At 61.3% G+C, this 21,027-nt stretch carries 21 protein-coding genes and 1 pseudogene; 13 read left to right on the forward strand and 9 right to left on the reverse strand.

Annotation, left to right across the window (positions count from 1 at the left end; genetic code table 11):
• Window positions 1-125 precede the first annotated feature (125 nt).
• Window positions 126-2,027: a site-2 protease family protein gene (locus tag EXE47_RS12195; RefSeq protein ID WP_089308113.1), complete on the forward strand. Its 1,902-nt coding sequence runs from the start codon at window positions 126-128 to the stop codon at window positions 2,025-2,027.
• Between the two features lie 97 nt (window positions 2,028-2,124).
• Window positions 2,125-2,640 (forward strand): hypothetical protein, encoded by a 516-nt coding sequence (locus tag EXE47_RS12200; RefSeq protein ID WP_049931545.1) that lies wholly within the window; start codon window positions 2,125-2,127, stop codon window positions 2,638-2,640.
• 71 nt (window positions 2,641-2,711) lie between these two features.
• Here the strand turns inward: EXE47_RS12200 and EXE47_RS12205 are convergent, their stop codons facing one another.
• Entirely contained in the window at window positions 2,712-3,755 is a 1,044-nt protein-coding gene (locus EXE47_RS12205; RefSeq protein WP_086215751.1) for a succinylglutamate desuccinylase/aspartoacylase family protein, read from the reverse strand.
• 110 nt (window positions 3,756-3,865) lie between these two features.
• Between EXE47_RS12205 and EXE47_RS12210 the strand changes: the two genes are divergently transcribed.
• Both EXE47_RS12210 and EXE47_RS12215 read left to right on the forward strand, forming a co-directional pair.
• The gene (locus tag EXE47_RS12210; protein ID WP_176450716.1) at window positions 3,866-5,221 is read left to right on the forward strand and encodes a RimK/LysX family protein; all 1,356 of its coding nucleotides are present in this window, start codon (window positions 3,866-3,868) and stop codon (window positions 5,219-5,221) included.
• A gap of 78 nt (window positions 5,222-5,299) precedes the next feature.
• Window positions 5,300-5,752, forward strand: a complete 453-nt coding sequence (locus tag EXE47_RS12215) for a hypothetical protein (RefSeq protein ID WP_089308112.1) — start codon at window positions 5,300-5,302, stop codon at window positions 5,750-5,752.
• A 31-nt stretch (window positions 5,753-5,783) separates the two neighbouring features.
• Here the strand turns inward: EXE47_RS12215 and EXE47_RS12220 are convergent, their stop codons facing one another.
• Window positions 5,784-6,338 (reverse strand): DNA-3-methyladenine glycosylase, encoded by a 555-nt coding sequence (locus EXE47_RS12220; protein WP_049931703.1) that lies wholly within the window; start codon window positions 6,336-6,338, stop codon window positions 5,784-5,786.
• A 369-nt stretch (window positions 6,339-6,707) separates the two neighbouring features.
• Here EXE47_RS12220 and EXE47_RS12225 point away from each other — a divergent pair, with 369 nt between their 5' ends.
• Window positions 6,708-8,693, forward strand: coding sequence for a 3-hydroxyacyl-CoA dehydrogenase/enoyl-CoA hydratase family protein (locus tag EXE47_RS12225; protein ID WP_089308111.1), 1,986 nt, complete (start codon window positions 6,708-6,710; stop codon window positions 8,691-8,693).
• A gap of 15 nt (window positions 8,694-8,708) precedes the next feature.
• Here EXE47_RS12225 and EXE47_RS12230 read toward each other — a convergent pair whose 3' ends face one another.
• From EXE47_RS12230 to asd, 3 genes are all read right to left on the reverse strand, one after another.
• Window positions 8,709-9,335, reverse strand: a complete 627-nt coding sequence (locus tag EXE47_RS12230; protein ID WP_086219692.1) for a class I SAM-dependent methyltransferase — start codon at window positions 9,333-9,335, stop codon at window positions 8,709-8,711.
• 99 nt (window positions 9,336-9,434) lie between these two features.
• Window positions 9,435-9,647 (reverse strand): hypothetical protein, encoded by a 213-nt coding sequence (locus EXE47_RS12235; protein WP_049931540.1) that lies wholly within the window; start codon window positions 9,645-9,647, stop codon window positions 9,435-9,437.
• A 57-nt stretch (window positions 9,648-9,704) separates the two neighbouring features.
• Window positions 9,705-10,751: an aspartate-semialdehyde dehydrogenase gene (gene asd, locus EXE47_RS12240; RefSeq protein WP_086215746.1), complete on the reverse strand. Its 1,047-nt coding sequence runs from the start codon at window positions 10,749-10,751 to the stop codon at window positions 9,705-9,707.
• A gap of 621 nt (window positions 10,752-11,372) precedes the next feature.
• On the opposite strand from asd, the gene EXE47_RS12245 reads away from it, so the two are divergent.
• The 4 genes from EXE47_RS12245 to EXE47_RS12260 all read left to right on the forward strand — a co-directional run bounded on the left by EXE47_RS12245 (window position 11,373) and on the right by EXE47_RS12260 (window position 14,368).
• A complete protein-coding gene (locus EXE47_RS12245; RefSeq protein WP_089308110.1) occupies window positions 11,373-12,113 on the forward strand; it encodes an MBL fold metallo-hydrolase in 741 nt (246 codons plus the stop codon).
• Between the two features lie 409 nt (window positions 12,114-12,522).
• Window positions 12,523-13,605, forward strand: coding sequence for a type I restriction endonuclease (locus EXE47_RS12250; protein WP_089308109.1), 1,083 nt, complete (start codon window positions 12,523-12,525; stop codon window positions 13,603-13,605).
• A gap of 210 nt (window positions 13,606-13,815) precedes the next feature.
• On the forward strand, window positions 13,816-14,145 hold the full coding sequence (locus EXE47_RS12255) for a hypothetical protein (protein ID WP_137703717.1): 330 nt from the start codon (window positions 13,816-13,818) through the stop codon (window positions 14,143-14,145).
• Window positions 14,135-14,368, forward strand: coding sequence for a hypothetical protein (locus tag EXE47_RS12260; protein ID WP_137708359.1), 234 nt, complete (start codon window positions 14,135-14,137; stop codon window positions 14,366-14,368). Before EXE47_RS12255 ends, EXE47_RS12260 begins: the two co-directional genes overlap by 11 nt.
• Here the strand turns inward: EXE47_RS12260 and EXE47_RS12265 are convergent.
• Window positions 14,359-14,772 carry a hypothetical protein gene (locus EXE47_RS12265; protein ID WP_137703718.1) on the reverse strand — a complete coding sequence of 138 codons (414 nt, stop codon included), beginning with the start codon at window positions 14,770-14,772 and terminating at the stop codon, window positions 14,359-14,361. The two genes, EXE47_RS12260 and EXE47_RS12265, sit on opposite strands and share 10 nt — an antisense overlap.
• Window positions 14,773-14,949: 177 nt before the next feature.
• Between EXE47_RS12265 and EXE47_RS12270 the strand changes: the two are divergent.
• The 4 genes and pseudogenes from EXE47_RS12270 to EXE47_RS12285 form a co-directional block, all read left to right on the forward strand.
• Window positions 14,950-15,150 (forward strand): annotated as a pseudogene (locus EXE47_RS12270) (type I restriction-modification system subunit M N-terminal domain-containing protein); the annotation flags it as partial.
• 79 nt (window positions 15,151-15,229) lie between these two features.
• On the forward strand, window positions 15,230-16,096 hold the full coding sequence (locus tag EXE47_RS12275; RefSeq protein ID WP_089308108.1) for a hypothetical protein: 867 nt from the start codon (window positions 15,230-15,232) through the stop codon (window positions 16,094-16,096).
• Window positions 16,089-16,811: a M48 family metallopeptidase gene (locus tag EXE47_RS12280; protein ID WP_089308107.1), complete on the forward strand. Its 723-nt coding sequence runs from the start codon at window positions 16,089-16,091 to the stop codon at window positions 16,809-16,811. Before EXE47_RS12275 ends, EXE47_RS12280 begins: the two co-directional genes overlap by 8 nt.
• Window positions 16,812-18,246: 1,435 nt before the next feature.
• A complete protein-coding gene (locus EXE47_RS12285) occupies window positions 18,247-18,870 on the forward strand; it encodes a hypothetical protein (RefSeq protein WP_137703719.1) in 624 nt (207 codons plus the stop codon).
• A 74-nt stretch (window positions 18,871-18,944) separates the two neighbouring features.
• On the opposite strand, the gene EXE47_RS12290 is transcribed toward EXE47_RS12285, so the two are convergent.
• From EXE47_RS12290 to EXE47_RS12300, 3 genes are all read right to left on the reverse strand, one after another.
• Window positions 18,945-19,355, reverse strand: coding sequence for a hypothetical protein (locus EXE47_RS12290; RefSeq protein WP_137703720.1), 411 nt, complete (start codon window positions 19,353-19,355; stop codon window positions 18,945-18,947).
• A gap of 274 nt (window positions 19,356-19,629) precedes the next feature.
• The gene (locus tag EXE47_RS12295) at window positions 19,630-19,887 is read right to left on the reverse strand and encodes a hypothetical protein (protein ID WP_089308645.1); all 258 of its coding nucleotides are present in this window, start codon (window positions 19,885-19,887) and stop codon (window positions 19,630-19,632) included.
• A gap of 2 nt (window positions 19,888-19,889) precedes the next feature.
• Complete coding sequence (locus tag EXE47_RS12300; RefSeq protein WP_089308644.1) at window positions 19,890-20,996, reverse strand: site-specific integrase; 1,107 nt, start codon at window positions 20,994-20,996, stop codon at window positions 19,890-19,892.
• Between the last annotated feature and the right edge of the window lie 31 nt (window positions 20,997-21,027).

A 21,027-nucleotide genomic window follows, 5' to 3' on the forward strand; every position in this document is an offset into this window, starting at 1 on the left:
ACGCACGCACCGGACGCGTATCAGTCCTCCCCGACGGCCGCGGCGGGCCGTATCGGTGCGCGCGGTGCGGCCGAGGGTTCCGGGAACCGAACCCCTTACGAGCGGGCGAGCCCAACGGCGTGGTAATGAACACGTTGTTCTGGGTGCTGACGGGGGTCCTCGCGTACTCCGCGGTCGCGATGTGGCTGCGGAACGAGGGGATCCTCCCGGACGCGGTCAGGATCTCCGGACCGGTGTTGACGCTCCGGACCCTCCGCGGGCGCGCCTTCCTCGGCCGACTGGCGGCGCCGAAGCGGTTCTGGCGCGCGGTCGCCAACCTCGGCCTCGGCGGGGCCTTAGTGGCGATGGTGGCGTCGTTCGCGCTCATCCTCTCGTCGGCGATGTCGGCGTTCACGAACGCACAGCCCGCCGCGATCCAGCAGCCGCAGAACTTCCTCATCATCCCCGGCGTCAACGACTTCCTTCCCCTGTCGGTCGCGCCGGAGATCGTCGCCGGGCTCGGGGCCGCGATGGTGATCCACGAGGGGGCACACGGGCTCCTCTGCCGGGTCGAGGGCATCGACATCGACTCGATGGGACTCGTCTTCTTCGCGCTGCTCCCGGTGGGCGCGTTCGTCGAACCGGACGAGGAGGCGACGCAGGAGGCGTCTCGCGGCGCGCGCGCACGGATGTTCGCTGCCGGCGTCACCGCGAACACCGTCCTCACGATCGTCGTCTTCGCGCTCCTCTTCGGCCCCGTGGTCGGCGCCATCTCGCCCGCGGCGGGCTACGCGGTCGGCGAGGTCAACCCCGGCTCCCCGGCGGCCGCGGCCGACATCTCGCAGGGCGACCGGGTCGTCGAGGTCGCCGGAACGCCGATCGAGACGAGCGCCGAGTTCGAGTCGGCGATCGCCGACGCCGGCGACTCGGTTGCGCTCACGGTCGACGACGGCGACGCGCGGGAGACGGTGCGGGTCGACCGCGAGCTACAGGTGGTCGGGTCCGCCGGCGGCAACCCCCTCGGCGTGAGGATCGAGGGCGCACCGGTGACGATCGCGGCGGTGAACGGCGAGCCGGTCGCGACCGAGTCGGACCTCTTCGCCGCGGTCGGCGACGACGAGCGCGCCGCGCTGACGGTGACCGGCAACGCGACCGTCGTCGACCAGGTCCGCGACGCGCCCGGCGCCGAGGACGCCTCGGGCGTCGAAACGGCCGACGACGAGGCCGCCGTCACCGTCCCGGACGTGCCGATCGGCGCGTACGTCGTCGGGGTTCAGGAGGACGGGCCGATCCACGACGCGGGCGCCGCCCTCGGCGAGCCGCTGACGATCGTCTCGGTCGACGGCGAGCGCGTCGTCGACAACGGGGCGCTCTCCGCGGTCCTCGGCGAGCGCGAGCCGGGGGAGACCGTCCCCGTCACCGTCTACGACGCTGACGGCGAACGCGACACGTACGAGGTCGAACTCGACGCCCACCCGAACCGCGACGGCGGCTTCGTCGGCGTCAGCGTCTTCCCCGGGACGAGCGGGCTCGCGCTCGACGACGTGGGCGTCACCGAGTACCCCGCCGGCGCGTACCTCGAACTGCTCGGCGGCGACGGGGGCGAGGGGACCGCCGGCGGCGTCCCGCTCGGCGGGGTCACCGACTCGCCGCTCGGCTTGGTGTTCGTCGCGCTCATCCTGCCGCTCGGCAGCCTGTTCGGGCTCCCGTTCAACTTCGCGGGGTTCACCGGCGACCTGACCAACTTTTTCGTTGTCGAGGGGCCGCTCGCGGTGCTCGGCGGCGGGACGTTCCTGCTCGCGAACCTCCTGTTCTGGTCGGGGTGGATCAACATCCAGCTGGCGCTGTTCAACTGCCTGCCGGCGTTCCCGCTCGACGGCGGCCGCATCCTCCGGATGGTCGCCGAGGCGGTGATCAGCCGGGTCCCGATCAGCGACCGGCACGCCGCGGTGCGGACGATCACGGTCTCGTCCGGCCTCGTCATGCTGACCGGACTGATCGCGATGATCTTCGGCAACCAGATCCTCACGGCGCTCGGGCTGATCTGAGGCCCGGCGCCACGTCTCGGCCGATGGCGGAGCTGTTCGGCTGCGGCCGGCCGCGCGGCTCGGAAAGGCTCAACTCCCGGCCCGCCGAAGGCGGCGTATGCGCGCCCCGCTCGCGGCCGCCGCGCTCGTCGCGCTCGGCGTCCTCCTGATGGCGAACCCGCTGTTCCTCCCGGTCTCGGTCGGCGAGGCCGACCCGGCCTACACCCACACCGTTCGGTCGGTGACCGCCGGGTCGTCGGTGGGTCTCGACGCTCCGACCGACGAAGGTCTCGACGACTCGAACGCCGTCGTCGCGTACGCCGACCTTGACCCCGCCGCCCGCGCGGCGTTCGACCGCGCCCGCGACGCCCCCGAGGGCGCGTTCGGCGTCGAGAGCCCCGACGAGCGCGTCGACTCGCTGTCGTACCCGACCGACCCGACGCTCGGCGACGGACTGCTGATCGTCGAGCTCGACGGCGAGCGGTACGAGTTCTGGACCCGGACCGTCGAGCGCGAGCCGGGCGCCGTCGTCGCCCAGCGGGTCGTCCTCCAGCCGGTGGCGTTCCTCGGCGGCTTCCTCGCGGTTGTCGCCGGGGCCGCGGTCGGGCTACGGGAGCGGCTCGGCGAGGGGTGACGGGTCGGTGTCACGGCCACGACGGCGACGTACGAACCCAGAGCGCGACCCGTCGACCACAGAGGGCGACCTCACTTCCCGGCCGTCGGCGTCGGTTGGCCGACGGGCTTCGGCGCGCTGCCGGCCTCGATCGCCCGACGGGTCGACTCACCGATCTCGACGAGGTGACACAGGGGGTTCCCGGGGTAGACGACCGGGTTCTCCAGCAGGCCGATCAGGAGCCCGGTGAACGGGGCCTCCACCGCGACCGCGTCCTCCTTGAACGGGTTGGTGATCGTCGCGATGCGCTCGCCCTCGCGGACGAGCGAGCCGCTCTCGAAGTGGGTGTCGACGATGCCGCCGGAGTCGGCGCGCAGCCACGTCTTCTCGCCCGCCCCGGCGACGACGGTGCGCCAGCCGGGCCAGCGAACCGTGTCGGTCTCCAGGAGTCCGTACTCCGCGAAGACGGATTTGACGCCGTCGAGCGCGTCGTCGATGAGCGGGCGCTGGAACCGGTGGGCCTCCCCCATCTCGATCGTGATCGTGGGGATGTCGGCGTCGGTCGCCTCGCCGCGGAGCGTGCCGCTCGGCCCGTCGCTGTCGATGATCACCTTCGAGCCGAACGCCATCGCGAGCCGGTACACCGACTCGTCGGTCATGTCTGCGCGGACGTGGAGCATGTTCGTCCGGCCGCGGGTGGAGGTGTGGAAGTCGAGCCCGAAGTCGCACGGCGCGATGAAGTTCTCGTAGATCCGGTGGGCCATCCGCTTCGAGCTGGTCGACCCGGGCTTCCCGGGGAACGACCGGTTCAGGTCGCGGTCGTAGACGGGGAGGTACCGCTGCTGGGCGAGGAAGCCGGGCACGTTGAGGACGGGGAGACAGACGAGCGTGCCCGAAAGCGCCGAGAGGTCCCACTCGTGGGCGACCTCGCGGACGACCTCGATTCCGTTGAGTTCGTCGCCGTGGGCGGCCGCGGTCAGGAAGGCGGTCGGCCCATCGCGCTCCCCGTTGACGATCGTGACCGGGATACGGACGGGGTCGCCGAGGTACGTCTCGCTGATGCCGTAGCGGATGTTCTGCGTTTCGCCGGGCGGCACCGCCCCGCCGTTGTACGTGAACGCCCGGTCCTCGCTCATGGCAGACCGGAGCGCGGCGTCGGGTATATATATGGCGACCCGGAGACTCCGGATCTCGTCCGGCCGAAACGATCGGGGCGTCTTTTACGTCGGCCCGCGCAGTGAGAGGTATGAGTTCGGACTCGGTTCGGGTGGGAGTGTTGTCGCTGCACAACAGCAAGGAGACGAAGGCGATCTGTAACGCCGTCGAGGATCTCGGCCACGAGCCGGTGTGGCTCCGCGAGGAGAACGCCGCGGTGAGCGTCGAGGACGGCGAGGTGGCGGTCGAGCCCGCGGTCGACGTGATCGCGAACCGCCTGCTCTTATCGAACACCGACCAGCCCGCGGAGCTGCTCGGGCTGGCGGCGACGTTCGAGCGCATCCGGCCGATGCTGAACGAGCCGAACGCGGTGCTGGCGTCGATCCACAAGTTCGCGACGGCGGCGACGCTCGCCGACTGGAACATCCGCGTGCCCGACGCGCTGCTCGCGCTGTCGAACGACCGCCTCAACGAGGGCCGCGAGCGGTTCGGCGACGTGGGCGTGTATAAGACCGCGATCGGCACCCACGGCGGCGGGACGTGGAAGGTCGACCTGACCGAGCGCGTGAACCCGAAGGTCGGCAACCGGCAGGCGTTCCTCCAGCGGCTCATCGACCGCGACGACGAGAAGCACCGCGACCTGCGGGTGTACGTCGTCGGCGACGAGATCGTCGGGTCGATGTACCGCTACGCGCCCGAGGGCGACTGGCGCACCAACGTCGCGTTGGGCGGCGCGGTGGAGGACGCCACCGACGACATGCCGCAGGAGGCCGCCGACACCGCCCTCTACGCGGCCGAGGTGATGGGGCTCGACTACGCCGGCGTCGACCTCGTCGAGGGGTACGACGGCTGGTACGTCCTCGAAGTGAACCCCACGGCCGGGTTCAAGGGGCTGTTCGAGGCGACCGGCACCAGCCCGGCCCCGCACATCGCGAAGCTGGCGATCGAGACGGTCGGCGGCGAGGTCGAGGACGAGGCGGTCGAGCGCGTCGCCGCGACCCTCGACGACTCGCGGCCGTCCTGCGCGCCCGCGCCGAAGCCGACCCCCTCCGAGCAGCCCGACATCGGCTACATCGAGGAGGTCGTCGTCACGGGCACCTCCGGCTCGACGCAGGCGCTCGCGAAGTCGGACACGGGCGCGACCCGGACGAGCATCGACACCCAGTTGGCCGCCGAGATCGGTGCGGGTCCGATCAAGAGCATGACGCGGGTCAAGTCGGGCAGCGTGAAGGGCGGGAAGGCCCGGCCGGTCGTCGACCTCGTCATCGGTATCGGCGGCAACCAGCACACCGTCACCGCGAGCGTCGAGGACCGCGAGCACATGGAGTACCCGCTGCTGCTCGGCCGCGACATCCTCACTGACTACCGAGTCGACGTGCGGCGGCGCGCCGACAGAGACGAGGCCGAGCGCGACGAGGCGGGCGAAATCCTCGAAGAGGAGGAGTAGACCCGTCCGGCGCCGCCGAAATCTGGCTCACGCGCGTCTGACAAAAGTATAAGACCGAGGCTGTCGAGGACACGACACATGGTGAAGAGCACGGTCCGGTTTCCCGAGTCGGTGGTCGAGGAGATCGAATCGCTCGTCGACGAGGGGCAGTTCGAGAGCAAGTCGGAGTTCTACCGCTTCTCGGCCGACTACGTGCTCTCCCGGACCCTCGACGAGTACGACCCGGAGACGATCGACTACGAGGCGATCGAGTCCGAGGTGATCCCGGACGCGGACCGGACGCTGGGCGCGGACGAGGAGACCGACGGCCCCCCGTTCTTCGAGTCCGTCGCGTTCGTGCGGAAGCTCGCGCTCCGGGAGAAGTTCAGCGACGCCGAGGACTTCATCGACCACCAGTACGTCCCCGGTGATCGGCACGCGGTCCTCTTAGAGGAGATCCTCCGGCTGTACCGCGAGGACGCGGCGAGCGGTGACCGAGCCACGGCCGGCGACCCCGAGCCCGAACCGGAGCAGTCGACCCGGACCCGATAGCTCGGCCCGTCGTTCCTCCACGAGAGCGCGGTCAGGACTCGTACTCGGCCCAGATGTATCGCGTCCCGTAGCTCCGGTACGGGCGCCACGCCTCGGCGATCTCGCGCATCTCCGCGCGCGACAGCGATTCCCCACCGTTGTACACCAGCTCGATCCCTTTCCGAACCGCCAGGTCGCCGAGCGGGAGCACGTCCTCGCGCCCGAGCGCGAAGACGAGGTACATCCTCGCGGTCCACTCGCCGACGCCCGTGATCTCGGTGAGCCGGTCGACGACCGCCTCGTCGCTTACGCCCGCCAACTCCTCGCGCGTGAGGTCGCGCTCGTCGTCGCGAAACGCGGCGGCGGCGTTGCGCAGGTAGTCGACCTTCGTGCCGCTGAGCCCGGCCTCGCGCAGGGCCGCCTCGTCGGCCGCGAGGACGCGCTCCGGGGTCGGGTCGCCGCCCACGACTTCCACGAACCGCTCGTGGATGGCCGCCGCAGAGGCGGTCGAGAGCTGCTGGTTCACGATCGAGGTACAGAGCCGCGCGAACTCGTCGTCCGCGGGCGCGACGTCGAGGGGCCCGTGTCGATCGACGAGCGTCGCCATCGTCGGGTCCTCGCGGAGGACCTCGATCACCGGGTCGTCTACGTCCGCGGCCGGACCGCCACTCTTCGCCGCTGGCCCGTCAGCGTCCGCGGCCGGGTCGATCGTTCCGTCGACGCCGTCGTCCATACCGAAGCGAGGGACCGCACGGAGGAGTACGTTCGGTTCCGGACCGGTCCGCGCGGCCTCTCACACCCCGCGTCGAGCGCTCGTGCTCGTCTCAGTCCCTCGCACCCCGCGTCGACCGTTCGTGCTCGTCTCAGTCTCTCGAACCTCGCGTCGAGCCGCCGCCAACCCACCCGAATAAACTTACAGTTTGTTTTACGTTTGGAAGATGAAAACGTTCAACCATGACGGTTCCGACTCTCAGGTATGCAGCTCGAAGACGTCCAGCGCGTGACGGTGCTCGGCGCCGGGAACATGGGCCACGGTATCGCTGAAGTGGCCGCCCTCGCCGGCTACGACGTGTCGCTCCGCGACATCAACGATGAGCTCGTCCAGAACGGGTACGACCAGATCGAGTGGTCGCTCGGCAAGCTTGCGGAGAAGGACCGAATCGGCGACGACGAGGCGGACGCCGCGCTCGACCGCGTCGACGCGTTCGTCGACCTCGAGGACGCGCTCGACGGCGCCGACGTCGTCGTCGAGGTCGTCCCCGAGAAGATGGCCATCAAGAAGGACGTGTACGACGACGTGGTCGAGTACGCGCCCGACGAGGCCGTCTTCGTCACCAACACCTCCAGCCTCTCTATCACCGAGCTGTCGGAGGTGACGGACCGCCCCGAGCGCTTCTGCGGGATGCACTTCTTCAACCCGCCGGTGCGGATGGACTTGGTCGAGGTCATCTCCGGGGAGCACTCGAGCGAGGAGACGCTCGACCTGATCGAGGGGCTCGCCGAGTCGATGGGGAAGACGCCCGTCCGGGTCCGGAAGGACAGCCCCGGGTTCATCGTCAACCGCATCCTCGTCCCCCTGATGAACGAGGCGGCGTGGATCGTCGAGTCCGGCGACGCGACGATGGAGGCGGTCGACTCCACGACGAAGTTCGACATGGGCCTCCCGATGGGGTCGTTCGAGCTCGCCGACCAGGTCGGCATCGACGTGGGCTACCACGTGCTGGAGTACATGCACGAGGTCCTCGGCGACGCCTACCGCCCCTGCCCGCTGCTCGGCGAGAAGGTCGAGGCGGAGGACCTCGGCAAGAAGACCGGCAAGGGATTCTACGACTACGAGGACGGCGACGGCGCGCAGATCCCGAGCGACGCGCTCGACGACGACGTGCGCCGCCGCCTGCTCGCGGTGATGGCCAACGAGACGGCCGGCCTGATCGGCAACGACGTGGCCGACGCCGACGACATCGACGAGGCGGTCAAGCTCGGCGCGGGCTTCCCCGACGGCCCGGCAAAGCTCGCTGACGAAGAGGGGCTCGACGCGCTGGTCGAGACGCTCGACGCCCTCGCGGAGGAGACCGGCGAGGAGCGCTATGAGGCGACCGACTACCTGCGCGAGGCGGCCGAGTCGGGCGGCTTCCGCGGCGACGGAGCCGACGGCGACGCGGAGAGCGGCCCGGCGTTCGACGTGCTGAACGTCGACGTCGACGCCGACGCGCGGGTCGGGCACGTCGAGATCGACCGCCCGCACCGGATGAACACGATCAGCGGCGACGTGCTCGACGAGCTCGCCGACGCGATCGACCTGCTCGACGGCGACGACGACGTGCGGGCGATCCTCCTCTCCGGCGCGGGCGACCGCGCCTTCTCCGCTGGCGCGGACGTCCAGAGTATGGCCGCGGGCGGCGCGGACCCGATCCACGCCGTCGAGCTCTCTCGGCAGGGTCAACAGACGTTCGGCAAGCTCGAGGAGTCGGACAAGCCCGTCATCGCCGCCATCGACGGCTACTGCCTCGGCGGCGGGATGGAGCTCGCGACCGCGGCAGACATGCGGATCGCCTCCGAGCGCTCCGAGCTCGGCCAGCCCGAACTCGACCTCGGCCTGCTCCCGGGTTGGGGCGGCACGCAGCGGCTCGCGCGCGTCGTCGGCGAGGGGCGCGCGAAGGAGATCATCCTCACCGCCGACCGCTACGACGCCGAGACGATGGCCGACTACGGCTTCGTCAACGAGGTCGTGCCGGGCGACGAGCTCGACGACCGGGCGCGGGAGCTGGCAGCGCAGCTCGCGGGCGGCCCGCCGATCGCGCAGAAGTACACGAAGCGCGCGATCCACGCCGGGCGCACCGACAACGAGGCCGGCCTCGAAGTCGAGGCGATGGGCTTCGGCCACGTCATGAACACCGACGACCTCATCGAGGGCGTCACGGCGTTCATGGGCGACGGCGAACCCGAGTTCGAAGGGAAGTAACGAGGGCTCGGCTGCTCACTCGGTGAGCCGCGCGGCGAAGAACGTCCAGCGCGCGTCGGCGCCGTCGGCGAGCGAGTCGTCGACGGTCGATTCCCGCTCGATTACGAAGCCGGCGTTCCGGAGCTGCCGCCGAGTCGCCTCCGCGCCCGCGATGTGCCACTGCATCTCGACGCCGGTGTCGAGCCAGTCCGGGTTCTCGCCGTTCCACGGCTCCGGTCCCTCAGAACAGAGGAGCCGTCCGCCGTCGCCGAGGACGCGGGCGAACTCGTCGACGACGGCCTGGTGACGCCCCTCCGGAACGTGGATTAGCGAGTGGTACGCCGTCACCGCGTCGAAGGCGCCGTCGCGGAACGGGAGCGCGACGAGGTCACCCTGCGCGAGCGGCGCTCCGGGGACGTTCTCGGCGGCCAGCGCCAGTTGGGTGCGCGAGATGTCCGCTCCGACGGCGGTCCCGGAGTCGTTCAGCGCTCGGAGCACGGGCGTGCCCTGCCCGCAGCCGGCGTCGAGGACCCGCGCGTCCGGCGGCAGCGACTCACGGAAGCGGTCGAGGACCGCTCGTCCGCGGCCGTCCTCGACGCGGTCGGCCGCGTACGCCGTCGCGAGTTCGTCGTACCCCCGGCGGACGACGTTCCTGTCGACCATGTGCGGGGACATTCGCGACGGACTGTTGAACGCTTCGGTCGGCGCGGTCTCGTGGCCCCCCGGAGTATTCGGTGCCGTCCGGTGCCCGTCCGGGACCGATCACAGCGGCGTGTCGGCCGCCGCGGCCACCTGTCTACTGACGCTGCCGACGAGGTACGCGACCGCGGCGACGAAGAGGACGACACCGACCACACTCGACACGCCGGGGAGCGCGGCCTCGACGAACGCGGGGAGCGTCGTCGCCCCGGACACCGGGAGGAGGAGGACCGCGACGCCCCGGCGGACGGACCGTTTCGCGGATGGCTCTGCCATGGCGTCGGCCGACGGAACGCGGAGAATAAAGTGGTTATCGGTCGGCGGCCGGCGCGCTTAGACGTACCCTTCCTCGACGAGCAGCTCGCCGTTGAGCAGCGAGGCGCCCGCCGCGCCGCGGATCGTGTTGTGTGCGAGGCAGTTGTACTTCGCGCCGGCGTCGGTGGTCTGGACGCCGCCGGCGACGATGCCCATCCCGTCGGCGTACGTGCGGTCGAGGCGGGGCTGCGGACGCTCGGGCTCGTCGTCGCCGAACACCTTGATGAGCTGTTCGGGCGAGCTTGGGAGGTCGCCGACGCCCTCGAACGAGCGCATCGCCTCGCGGAGGTCCGCCGGCGCGGGGTCCTCGGCGAACTCGGCGAAGACGTTCTCCAGGTGGCCGTCGAGCGTGGGGATCCGGTTACACGAGGCGGCCACGTCGGCGTCGTGGAGGGAGACCTCGGCGCCGTCGAATTCGCCGAGCAGCTTGCGCGACTCCGTCTCCATCTTGTCCTCCTCGCCGCCGATGTGGGGGATGGCGTTGTCGAGGATCTCCATCGAAGTGACGCCGGAGTAGCCGGCGCCGGAGACCGCCTGAAGCGTCGAGACCCGGACGCTTTCGAGGCCGAACTCGTCGATCGCCGCGAGCGTCGGCACCATCGTGATCGTCGAGCAGTTCGGGTTCTTCACGAGGGCGCCGTCCCAGCCCCGCTCGTCGCGCTGGACCTCGATGAGCCCGAGGTGGTCGGGGTTGATCTCGGGGATCGTGAGCGGGACGTCCGCCGCCATGCGGTCGTTCGAGGAGTTCGAGGAGACGACGTATCCGGCATCGAGGAACTCGGGCTCGACCTCGGCCGCGACGCCCGACGGGAGCGAGGAAAAGAGGAGGTCGACGTCGTCGTCCGCGACCCCTGCGGGGCTCGTCTCGGCGACCTCCATCTCGGCGACGCCCTCCGGAATCGGGGTGTCGACGCGCCACTTGGCCGCCTCGCGATAGGTCTTGCCCGCGCTCTCCGCGCTCGCGGTGACCGCGGCGAGCTCGAAGGTCGGGTGGTCGTCGAGCAACTGGATGAACCGCTGGCCGACCGCGCCGGTGGCACCGAGGATGCCGACTCGTACTGACATTGCGCGTGGGTCCGTGACAGGGACGTAAGTGCGTTCGGATAGCCGTCGATACCGCCGAACGCGGCCGGCGATTCGGTCTGACGGTCGGTCCGACTACGATGCGTCGGCGACCGCGGCGCGTTCCCAACGAACCGTCGCCGACCGGCGCGGTCCGGGAGATATTCGCCGATCCGGCAGGAACGTTCCGTTCTGGGCGTCAGGCGCGTTCGAAGCACGCCCAAGTTCGACGGGTTCTCGCTCGTCCCGACCCTGTCCGCCGCCACGCTGGCGAGCGTCACCCACGAGACGGCCCGCTCGCTCTCCTTCGGCATCCGGCCGGAAGTCGTGAGCCTCTCACCCGACCGTTTAACCGCGCGCGACGGCTATCCGAACGTGCGCGCCCCTAGTCCCCGCCCGAGTACTCCCCGATGGGAGCGATGACAGCGCGGAGAACCCAGGCGCGTGACACCGGTCGCGAACGCGACCCGCCCGTCGCCGCGCAGGCGACCGCCCGCCACGAGGGTTTCCCGGTCGACGCGGCACGCCGCCGGAGATGAGACCGGTCGTTAGTGTCGCGGGCGACATTCCGACGCTCGACAGCGGCGCCGCAACGCACAACCCCTCGCGCGCCGAAGGCCCGACATGTCGAACACCCGCGGCGCCGGCCCCGCCGTCACTCTCGTCCGCAACGCCACGGCGCTCGCGACCGTGGACGGGACGACGTTCCTCGTCGATCCGCTGTTCGCGTCCGAAGGCACGCTTCCGCCGATCGACAACACCCCGAACGACCGGCGCAACCCGCTCGTCCCGCTTCCCGACGTCGACCTGTCGCACGACGCGGTGATCGTCACCCACCGCCACCCGGATCACTTCGACGACGCGGCCGCGGAGCGACTCGACGCCGACGTGCCGCTGTTCTGTCAGCCCGCGGAGGCGGACGCGTTCGTCGAGGACGGCTTCACCGACGTGCGACCGGTCGAGGAGACGGCGTCGTTCGACGGCGTCGCGCTCCGCCGAACCCCGGGCCGTCACGGACACGGGGAACTTGCCGAGCAGATGGGTCCGGTCTCCGGGTTCCTGCTTGACGGCGACAAGACGCTGTACCTCGCCGGCGACACGGTCTGGTACGACCCGGTCGCGGAGACGCTGGCGGAGTTCGACCCCGACGCCGTCGTGCTCAACGGCGGCGCGGCGCGGTTCAACCACGGCGAACCGATCACGATGGGCGTCGAGGACGTCGCGGCCGTGCGCGAGGCCACCGACGCCCCGGTCGCCGTGGTCCACATGGAGGCGATCAACCACTGCCTGCTCTCGCGCGAGGAACTCCGGGCGGAGACGGCGGACGTGCTGATCCCGGAAGACGGCGAGCGGATCGAGTTCTGACCGGCGCCTCGATCACCGCTTCAATTCGCTACGGAGCCTCGCAGCTCGCGATACTGCTCGCCGCGAGAAGGTCCAGGTGCGAGAATCGAACCCGGGCGAGACGCGCTCCGCTCGTCTCGCATGATTCAATCTCGCCTTCCGGACTTTTCGCTCCTCACTCCGTTCGTCGGAAAAGGTCCGGGTGCGAGAATCGAACCCGCGTCTCAGCCTCCACAAGCGCCCTCTGACGCAAATGCGATCTTCGGGCGCGAACTGAAGGATGGGACCTATACCGGTTCTCACCTAACACACAGGATACCATACGGTATAAAATACCGTCTTTGTGCCGCAAGGGTCAACAAAGGTTCAGAGAGTTCTCCGCCTCCCATCGAATACTTTGATATGATAACCGTCTGAACATCAACCATCTATGGATGAGGACGCGGTGAAAGACTACGTCGATCACGCTCAAGCGACTATTGAGGCGGCCCCACAGATGGATGAGGCCAACACGAAAGCCGCCGTTCTACGTGACTTTCTCGACCTTCTCGACTGGACGATCCCCGACAACACTCAACTGGAATACTCTGTCAAAGCCTTCGGAAAGACCTACAAGGTTGATTACGCCCTGATTCTGGATGGTACTCCCGTAGCCTTCCTCGAAGCCAAAGGCGTAGACACGTCGCTTACAGACAAGCACAGAGAGCAGTTAGAAGCCTATCTCAAGAACGAAGACGTGAATTTGGGGATACTCACGAACGGAGAGGAATACGAGTTCTATCGGCGGGAAGTGATTGACACCAAAGTCAACGTGAATACACTCGGGAGAACGGGCCTCCAAAGTCTTCCTGAGAGGGTTACAACACTAAGAGCCTTCACCACAGACGCGATCCAGAATAATGAGTGGCAGAAGATTCTCAACCGAATCAAGGAACTCCGAGAAGCACGGACGACACTTGAAAGAGAGAAGGATGATTTAGCGACGGAGGTTGCGGAACTGTTCTCTGAACGGATTTCGGGTAAGATCACTCCTCAGACGGAGTCCCAAGCAAAGGAGATGATTGACCGTCTGATCGGTGATATTGAGAACGAAATCAATAGTGACGGCGATTCACCTGACAGAGACAGCTTAGAGGAACCACCTCAAGCTGTAGTTGAGAAAGACCAAGAGAACTCTAACGGAGCCTATCAGATTACGTTCTTTGATGGGGAGAACGAGCTTGCCGAGTTCAGCGCGTCACAACAGGCCGACGTGTTCATCGAGGCTGTGGATTACCTCGTTAGAAGCCATAATCTAATCTCGGAACTTGAGCCACTTCCATATATACCAGGACGGACACGCCCTATCATCCATGATGAGACGGGATTTGATGGGAAGCAAATGAAGCAACCAAGACCCTTGGGAGACAGCTATTATGTTGAAACGAACCTGAGTGCGGATCAGAAGCAACGTGAAATACAGCGATTATCAGAGCACTTTGGATTCAACACTTCGTTTGAATCGGACTGGTAAGGAATTCACTCAAGCAAACTTCTATCGAGATCCCGATTTGGTCTTGCGCCTTTCAGGCACTCTACTGTCTCTGAATGGGCTGTCATTGTATAAGGGCCGCACCATGAGCGCTTAGACGAACATCCTAATTTGAGAGATAGGTACTAATCATGACTACACTTTGGGTTATATCAAAAGATTAATTTATTTTCAGTTCAATGTGATTGCCAAATGTCAGCGCTTCCAGTTATAAAAAGTGAGCCAGCGGATAGTACTTGCTGGAAAACCCTGACCGAAGTAGAAGGCTATGGACGTTTGAAGAGCGTTGGCGTTGCGCATTCATATAACGACATATCGATGATTAGAATACACTATGATGGAAACACGACAACATCGAAGCTGGCAAATGGTTATAATGTTGGCGGAGATAATGGAATCAGTTTAGATATTCCATTCACAGACCATCTACATATTGAAGTGCGTGATAGAAACCGGAAGCGCCCGCACACTCGATTTTGGGCGTCTTATATTGTTGGGGACACAGAGTCAGATGAACTGTGACATTCTTCTCTATGGAAGTACGCTCTCTTTTGGAGTTATTGTCCCGCTCAGATTAATAATCAAACGTGGCCTATCGGATCCTCACGATGTAGATCCAGAAGATCCATATAGAATTGAGCAAAGCCAACAGAAGGTCCTAACCATCGTTACTGTAATTTTATTTTTAATAGGGATAGCGCTTACACTATTGGCGATGACCGGAAATCCGATTCATCAACTCTGATGACTAAGATACAGTAATAACAATTCGAGGGTTTCCTCAACCGCAGTGTCGGATGGTTCTCCTGAAGGCATAATTGGCTCATCATACCCTCCGAGAGATATGATATTATCTGGACCGAACGTCACACCAATACTGTGTCGATGAAGTAGCCCATCACCTATTTCTTCGACTTCTTGTACGGCTATTGAGCCATCGTCAAGTTCTTCCGCCTCAAGATACACAACTTCGTTAACTATCTCTGTGAATAGTTCACTATCGAAGTCGTGATCCAGTTCGATTTCGAATCCAGCTTCGTTTGTCTGGTACTCATGGATCCCACTTGGATAGCTCTCATAATTGTCTTTCAACCAAGAATCAACTCGACTGGCTATCTCCGAAGATGGGTTTGGGCCGGGTTTTATCATATTATATTTCAACGCGTAACTCGCTTGACTACAGTGGGGATAGTCAGCGGGTCAATTGTTTTTATGCTGGTTTTCAGCGGATAGCACCTAATCGTAACTCCAAGCACGTAAATGTTTACCAAAATCGCATGATTTCCCACCACAGGAGATATGACCCCCTGAACATACTACTCCTCTATGTCGCTGTCACTCCCCGACCTCGATTCTCACCTCTTCAAATGTGCCGACATAATCCGGGACGCCGTCGATCCGACCGACTACAAAGAGTTCATTCTCCCGCTCGTCTACTACAAGGCGATCTCCGACGAGTACGAGAAGCAGTATAAGAAGAACGTTGAGAAGTACGGAGACGAAGACCTCGCCCGACGCCCTCGACTACGACACCGAGACGAAGGCATACGCGGCCCGCAACGAGGAAGAGCTATTCGACGATCTCGTTGACCAGTTGGAGACGGTTATGGACATTTTCGACGGGATCCCGAAAGACGACTCTCAAGAGGCCACCAACGCCGCCGTCTCACGGATCAGTAAACACCCGGAACGCCGCGAATTCAAACAGGGCTTCCGCCGGCTCCAGAATCTCTATGAATCTGTCGCCCCCGACGGTCGGCTGATTGAGGAAGGGATTCAGGACCAGTACAAGTGGTTAAGTCGTATTCAGGTAGCATTTGAACGGACGACCTCGGGGAAGGAAGCCCCCGAAGACGATATGCGGGAGAAGACACGCAAGATTATCAACGAGAACGTGGACGTGGGTGAGATCCGCGACGACTTCCCTACGTACAAAATCGGTGAGGAATTCCTCAAAGACGTAGAAGGAATGGACAATCCCGGCGTAAAAGCCTCTCAAATTGCCCACGCAACACAAGATCACCTACATCCCAGAACGGGTCAGAACCCGCGCTATCAGCGTTTGAGTGAGCGCGTGACTGAGATCGTTGAACGCTGCCAAGGCGGTGAGGTGGCTGATCCGGAGGCTGTAGAGGCACTCAAATCAGTTGAAAAAGAAGTCATTGAAGTTGAGAAAGAAGCTGGTGATGACGCCGACGAACGTGCCAAATACGCTATTGAGAATCACCTAACAGAGGAGCTTGACGAGGAATTTGAACGGGAGAAGGCGACCTACATAGCAAATTCCATCGTCGATCAGTTTGAAGACCGTGTTGACCGTGCGTATTCGGGTTGGCAAACGAACAAGGCGACCGAACAGGATATTGAAGAGCTGATCCTCGACGTGGTCGCGCTTGAGTACAACCGGCCCGACCTTATTGACGACCCATTCGTGGACTCGATCCGAGATTATCTCGTAAACAACTATGTCTGAGACGGCGACTCGGGAAATCACACTTCAACGGGAGAACGTCGCCTACGAAGTACGCCATAGCGCTGAGGCAACGCAACCACGGATAGACGTGGATTTACATGGGGTTCGGGTGGTTCTTCCAGAAGACTCCACCACGGCCCCCCAGGAGCTTCTCAAGGAGAACGCCGTGTGGATTCTGGAAAAGAAGCAAAAGTACGACGCCTATCGTGAGCAAATCCCTGATCGGGAATTTGAAGAAGGAGAACGATTTCCATATCTCGGGGAACAGTACAAGATTGTCGTAGAACAACGGTCCTCTTCACAGGTAATCGAGAACGAATTTTGGCTGGCACGCCACCACGTGGAACAGACCTCTCTCAAGCGGGCTTTGGAGACACTTTACCGTCGAAAAGCTCGGGAACGCTTTGAGAACCGGGCCGATCACTTCGCGGAGGAGATGGGAGTCGAGTACGACAAGATCGAAGTCAGGAATCAACGAACCAAGTGGGGGAGTTGTTCAACGACAGGAACCCTTGGATTGAATTGGAGGTTAATGATGGCCCCTCCCGAGGTCGTTGATTACATCGTGATCCACGAATTGGCCCACCTCCAAGAGCAAAATCACACAGACGAGTTTTGGTCTTTAGTTGCTGAATACGACTCTGAATACGAGAAACACGCTTACTGGCTGGACGCCAATAGCACACAGTTGGTGTTCTCTGAAAGCGATCTATAGGCGTAGAATTTGAATATCACAACTTATTTGTCATTCCTATAATTCCTATATCAGATATATTAACTAAATTAAAATGGTTGGATTTACCAGTTCACGTTCTTCGAAAACACAGACAAATAATCTACAATAAAACCCGGTCAAAGCACCGATCCTCTCAGACGGTTGAGGATTGTCTCTAAGAGCTTTTAACCCCAAGACATATCAACCTACTTATGAAGTCATAAAAGCTATTAGAAGACACGACAGGGGCCTTAGAATCGACCCTCGCCAAGGGGCAGAGCCTCCATCATACACTCGGTACGCTTCTACCGTAACAACAGTCGGTGCTTATCAAGCATAAAACCGCTGTATTAGGCCTTGATAGCCGGTTCAAGATCTTTGTGAAGACAGCAAGGATACTACCACAGCTACAGCTACAGTACAGCTACAGCTACAGTACAGCTACAGCTACAGCAAAGCCGCCTTCTCGCAAATAGATTTGCTGTACGTTACAGGCTTTTACAGGCTTTTCCCAACTGAGACAAAGTATGTTGACGATACTATCAACAACAATACTATTCTATAACATTACCATTAACTGTTAACAGCTGTATGTATTGTCAAGAGAGTACCACGGCACACAATCACACACAGTATCGTTACGAATTTGATGATCTCAATAGCCAGAGTCTCCGTAGATGGAGATATAGTATCAAAGATTGGTAAGGACATGCGAAATAATTATATCGTATTTTAGTTCACAAACAGGTGGTTATGACTTGAATATCTTCTAATCCATCATCTGACGGAGGTAACCCGCTCAGAAATTTTCCCGATTTTGACGAGCTACAAGGGACTCTAATCGACGAATCTATTCGCGAGAACGACTGTCTCCCAAGCGCGCACGAGAATAACTTTGAGAGCCGATTTCTACAAAATAGCCGGATCTATACAAGAACGTGTGTGGGATTGCGGAGCTAATGTAGATATTCAGAGATTCCACTTATAAAGGCCCACCCCCCTATATATACCGTTGTGTATTACTTAGGGTGGAAGGTTCAGTCAAAAACGCGAACCAGCATAATTTCTCTTTAAAAGGCAAACCGCTATGGTTAAACCTACAGACCGCGTCTGTAAAAGAGGGAACGAGTCGAGCGACGCGTTCATTCTAATTGGTTGTCTCTGATCAGCTGTTTCCGATTAGGCGTAGCTACTTACCAGAATGCGTTGCGGGACACCTAATCGCGAGAACGGGCTTCCGATCAAATTTGCGGTAGCTGGATTCTCGTTATTAGGATCCCCGCGATCAGTCAGAATAGTTGGAACGGGGGCCTTCTCGCGAACACATGTTTTTAAAGACCAACCCTACGGTCAGATCGGAGCTTAATGGAGTACTGCTCCAAATTACAGCCATGAGAGCGAACAGTCTCGACTCAGTCTATCTCCCCGTCTCAATATGCCATTCGACGAAAACAAACCCGAGCCGATCACCTCGCTTGATACATCGAACGAAACTATGTTTCACCCAAACGAGTGTACAGAACCGAGTACATCTTGGGCTAAAGAGGGCCTTCTCACCAATAGAAACTACCACAAGAGACAAGATGAGTATGCTGATCTCAAATGGCTTGACGCGGGCCGTGGAGATCGTCGAAAGCGAGGTGATGATGAATCACTAAAACAGATGATGGATCGAAAAAACCGGTTCGACGCTATTGCGTCTCAATTAGGCTTCACACACTATCAGAAATCTACTGGTAGAAATCTAAGAAACACTCAGCCTCTGAGAGATATGGGTTGTGAAGATGAGTACACCTCGTTCTGTCTCTGTGTTTTTATCGGTCGATACGGCACATACGCGCGTAGAACGCCTGAAGGTTCAACATGGTCCCCCATGGGTCCTAATTCTATTTCTGAAGGTTCTCGAAAATTCTACCACCCCACTCAGTCGGCGGAAAATAATGACGAGCGCTTTGTCGAATTAGTCGAAAAAATCGGTCTTGATGAAGAGAAGATTGCTGAGGTCATGGGTAGAATGGCTGACAAGCTCCCTCCCGATCTGACTTGGCACAAGAACTAATCTTGCTTTGTCAAATTGATTGAGACATAATTGTAGATATTCGCCAAATCGAAGTATTTCAAATAAAGACTGTTTTAATATTCACCTTGGAATATTTCACGTGGGGTTACCTCTTTCCAATACTCTGTATTCCAAACAATCTCTGCGAAACGATCTGCGAGGTATTCGGCGTCACCTTTTGAAAGTCCGTGTAATTCTCCACGAGTTTTAGAACAAGTAGATACCCAAGAATCGTGTTGGAGATGTGTCTCAGCAGTACTCCGCCGCTCTTCGGCAATTTCCACACCCTCTTCGGTAAGATAGTACCAGTTTCGTCGATCTTCACCAGTAGTATCCATTACGTAGATTGCTTGCCAACCGGGAAGATCATCGTCATCAACCACGGCGAGGAAGGGTCTCTGTTCATTTTTCGCTCTCTGGTATTGCTCATTCTTTTCATCCATGTCATTACAAACTGGCACCGAAGCGGGGAAATCCGGATCCATACAATATCAATTTGTTGTCGGTTCCCTCATAATATTTTTGTCGCTTGTGTCCTTGAGCTGTTCAGCCACGACTGACTCCGTGTCGATGGACAGCTCCTTACACGTCTCGTAGAACTCCGCCACGGGGCCGTCAGAAGAGCCGGAGGTGCTGGACGACCCATCACTCTCGGTACTCTCGGAAGACCCGCTTGACGTATCCTCGGTGTTGAGGTAGCCTCACCAACTCTTGTTCTCCCAATAAAATTGGGCCGATTGGGATATTACTTATGGTTATTTATAGGTTGTCTAAGAACGGCCTTCGAACCAGTCTACTCACGTCGGGATCATCTCCCTCTATAGCGTCAGAGATGAGTTCCATTTCTTCCTTGGAGAACTCCGCAAATGCGCGGCCGTTCTCCCGTTCAAGTGCCTTCCAAAGGGTCACTTCCAGTAGCTCTATCTCTATCTCCCGACGCCGCTTGGGAGTCCCACAGGAAACGTATTCTTCGGTGAGTGCCTCGATCTCTTCGGTGTCAATATTGATCTCTGTCATCGTTATCCCATCCGGTTCAGCGCGTCCCGTCGATCTTCTACCGGTGCCTGATCGTATCGCATAGTTGTCTGTGCGCTCTTGTGCCTTAGTTGAGCCTGTGCCGCTCCCAAGTCTTCCTCTCGGGCCATGTAGGTCGCCGTCGAGTGGCGGATCGAATAGAACGTGCGTCCCTCAGAGGGAATACACGCAGTCTCGCAGATCTGTCGAAACAGACGGTTCAGAGAGTAGTACTGGTACGGATTCCCCGACCGATTGAGCCACAGAGAATCCGAATCCAGATACTTGTCGTACTGCTGTCTCTCGGTGAGCCATCTATCGAGTGCGTTCGCGGTACGATCCGTGAGGGAGACGGTCCAATTGTCGGTGTTCTTGGAAGAGTCCTCTTTGGGAATCCGTAAGAGAGAGTTCCTAACGTCTACCCAATCGACTTTCGCCCGCTTGACTTCTACCGGGCGTAAGCCGGTATCAAGTGCGGTCCAGAACAAGCTCGGTATCTTCCACGAGTTGGCCTGTTTGAATTCGTCGGGGCCTACATCTCTCTTAGGCTTCTCAAAGCGCTGTGCGAGGTGTATCTTCCATCGGTCGCGCTGTTCGGGTGTGAGGTTGTTGTAGCTCGGAACGCTCCCGTGTTCCAGCACGGCCTCTCTGACGGCACTACGCTCTTCGCGGGTGAGGAAGTCCTTGGGGTTGGTATTCCCGGTGTTCGTGGTGAACGTGATTTCTGGTTCCCACTCCTCCCCGTCAAGCGTGTGTGCGCGCCAGCGGAACAGCATTTTGACTGCCTTCAGGTGGCTTGCCTTGTTCTCCTGTGAGGTCTCTCCGTAGGCAAGCTTCCTCATGTAGGCGTCTGCGTGATCGTGTGTGATCTCGGTAGTATAGCGGTCTTCTTCGTCCCATACGAACCGGTAGAAGGCGTCGAGACGATATGCTCGTCCGTTCGCAGTATCGTAGGCATATCCGTCTCCGTGGTCGGGATCCTTCCCGATGTTTACCATCCAGCCGATGAGGCGTTCTCGGTGTTCTCGGTAGTCGGTCAACTGACGCTGTGACAGGTACTCTTCGGACGGTTTTGGGACCACCCGGATACCCGCCTTTTTGACTTGAGACATATGGTCCTCGTTGTGTTGAGAACCGGTGAAA

The sequence above is a fragment of the Halorubrum sp. GN12_10-3_MGM genome (assembly GCF_005435235.1).
Taxonomy (GTDB): domain Archaea; phylum Halobacteriota; class Halobacteria; order Halobacteriales; family Haloferacaceae; genus Halorubrum; species Halorubrum ezzemoulense.

Excerpts from the sequence above, each read along its gene's own strand:
- EXE47_RS12195 (WP_089308113.1), top strand. The coding sequence starts at position 126 with ATGAACACGTTGTTCTGGGTGCTGACGGGGGTCCTCGCGTACTCCGCG.
- EXE47_RS12200 (WP_049931545.1), top strand. The coding sequence starts at position 2,125 with ATGCGCGCCCCGCTCGCGGCCGCCGCGCTCGTCGCGCTCGGCGTCCTC.
- EXE47_RS12205 (WP_086215751.1), bottom strand. The coding sequence starts at position 3,755 with ATGAGCGAGGACCGGGCGTTCACGTACAACGGCGGGGCGGTGCCGCCC.
- EXE47_RS12210 (WP_176450716.1), top strand. The coding sequence starts at position 3,866 with ATGAGTTCGGACTCGGTTCGGGTGGGAGTGTTGTCGCTGCACAACAGC.
- EXE47_RS12215 (WP_089308112.1), top strand. The coding sequence starts at position 5,300 with ATGGTGAAGAGCACGGTCCGGTTTCCCGAGTCGGTGGTCGAGGAGATC.
- EXE47_RS12220 (WP_049931703.1), bottom strand. The coding sequence starts at position 6,338 with ATGGCGACGCTCGTCGATCGACACGGGCCCCTCGACGTCGCGCCCGCG.
- EXE47_RS12225 (WP_089308111.1), top strand. The coding sequence starts at position 6,708 with ATGCAGCTCGAAGACGTCCAGCGCGTGACGGTGCTCGGCGCCGGGAAC.
- EXE47_RS12230 (WP_086219692.1), bottom strand. The coding sequence starts at position 9,335 with ATGGTCGACAGGAACGTCGTCCGCCGGGGGTACGACGAACTCGCGACG.
- EXE47_RS12235 (WP_049931540.1), bottom strand. The coding sequence starts at position 9,647 with ATGGCAGAGCCATCCGCGAAACGGTCCGTCCGCCGGGGCGTCGCGGTC.
- asd (WP_086215746.1), bottom strand. The coding sequence starts at position 10,751 with ATGTCAGTACGAGTCGGCATCCTCGGTGCCACCGGCGCGGTCGGCCAG.
- EXE47_RS12245 (WP_089308110.1), top strand. The coding sequence starts at position 11,373 with ATGTCGAACACCCGCGGCGCCGGCCCCGCCGTCACTCTCGTCCGCAAC.
- EXE47_RS12250 (WP_089308109.1), top strand. The coding sequence starts at position 12,523 with ATGGATGAGGACGCGGTGAAAGACTACGTCGATCACGCTCAAGCGACT.
- EXE47_RS12255 (WP_137703717.1), top strand. The coding sequence starts at position 13,816 with ATGTCAGCGCTTCCAGTTATAAAAAGTGAGCCAGCGGATAGTACTTGC.
- EXE47_RS12260 (WP_137708359.1), top strand. The coding sequence starts at position 14,135 with ATGAACTGTGACATTCTTCTCTATGGAAGTACGCTCTCTTTTGGAGTT.
- EXE47_RS12265 (WP_137703718.1), bottom strand. The coding sequence starts at position 14,772 with ATGATAAAACCCGGCCCAAACCCATCTTCGGAGATAGCCAGTCGAGTT.
- EXE47_RS12275 (WP_089308108.1), top strand. The coding sequence starts at position 15,230 with ATGGACATTTTCGACGGGATCCCGAAAGACGACTCTCAAGAGGCCACC.
- EXE47_RS12280 (WP_089308107.1), top strand. The coding sequence starts at position 16,089 with ATGTCTGAGACGGCGACTCGGGAAATCACACTTCAACGGGAGAACGTC.
- EXE47_RS12285 (WP_137703719.1), top strand. The coding sequence starts at position 18,247 with ATGCCATTCGACGAAAACAAACCCGAGCCGATCACCTCGCTTGATACA.
- EXE47_RS12290 (WP_137703720.1), bottom strand. The coding sequence starts at position 19,355 with ATGGATCCGGATTTCCCCGCTTCGGTGCCAGTTTGTAATGACATGGAT.
- EXE47_RS12295 (WP_089308645.1), bottom strand. The coding sequence starts at position 19,887 with ATGACAGAGATCAATATTGACACCGAAGAGATCGAGGCACTCACCGAA.
- EXE47_RS12300 (WP_089308644.1), bottom strand. The coding sequence starts at position 20,996 with ATGTCTCAAGTCAAAAAGGCGGGTATCCGGGTGGTCCCAAAACCGTCC.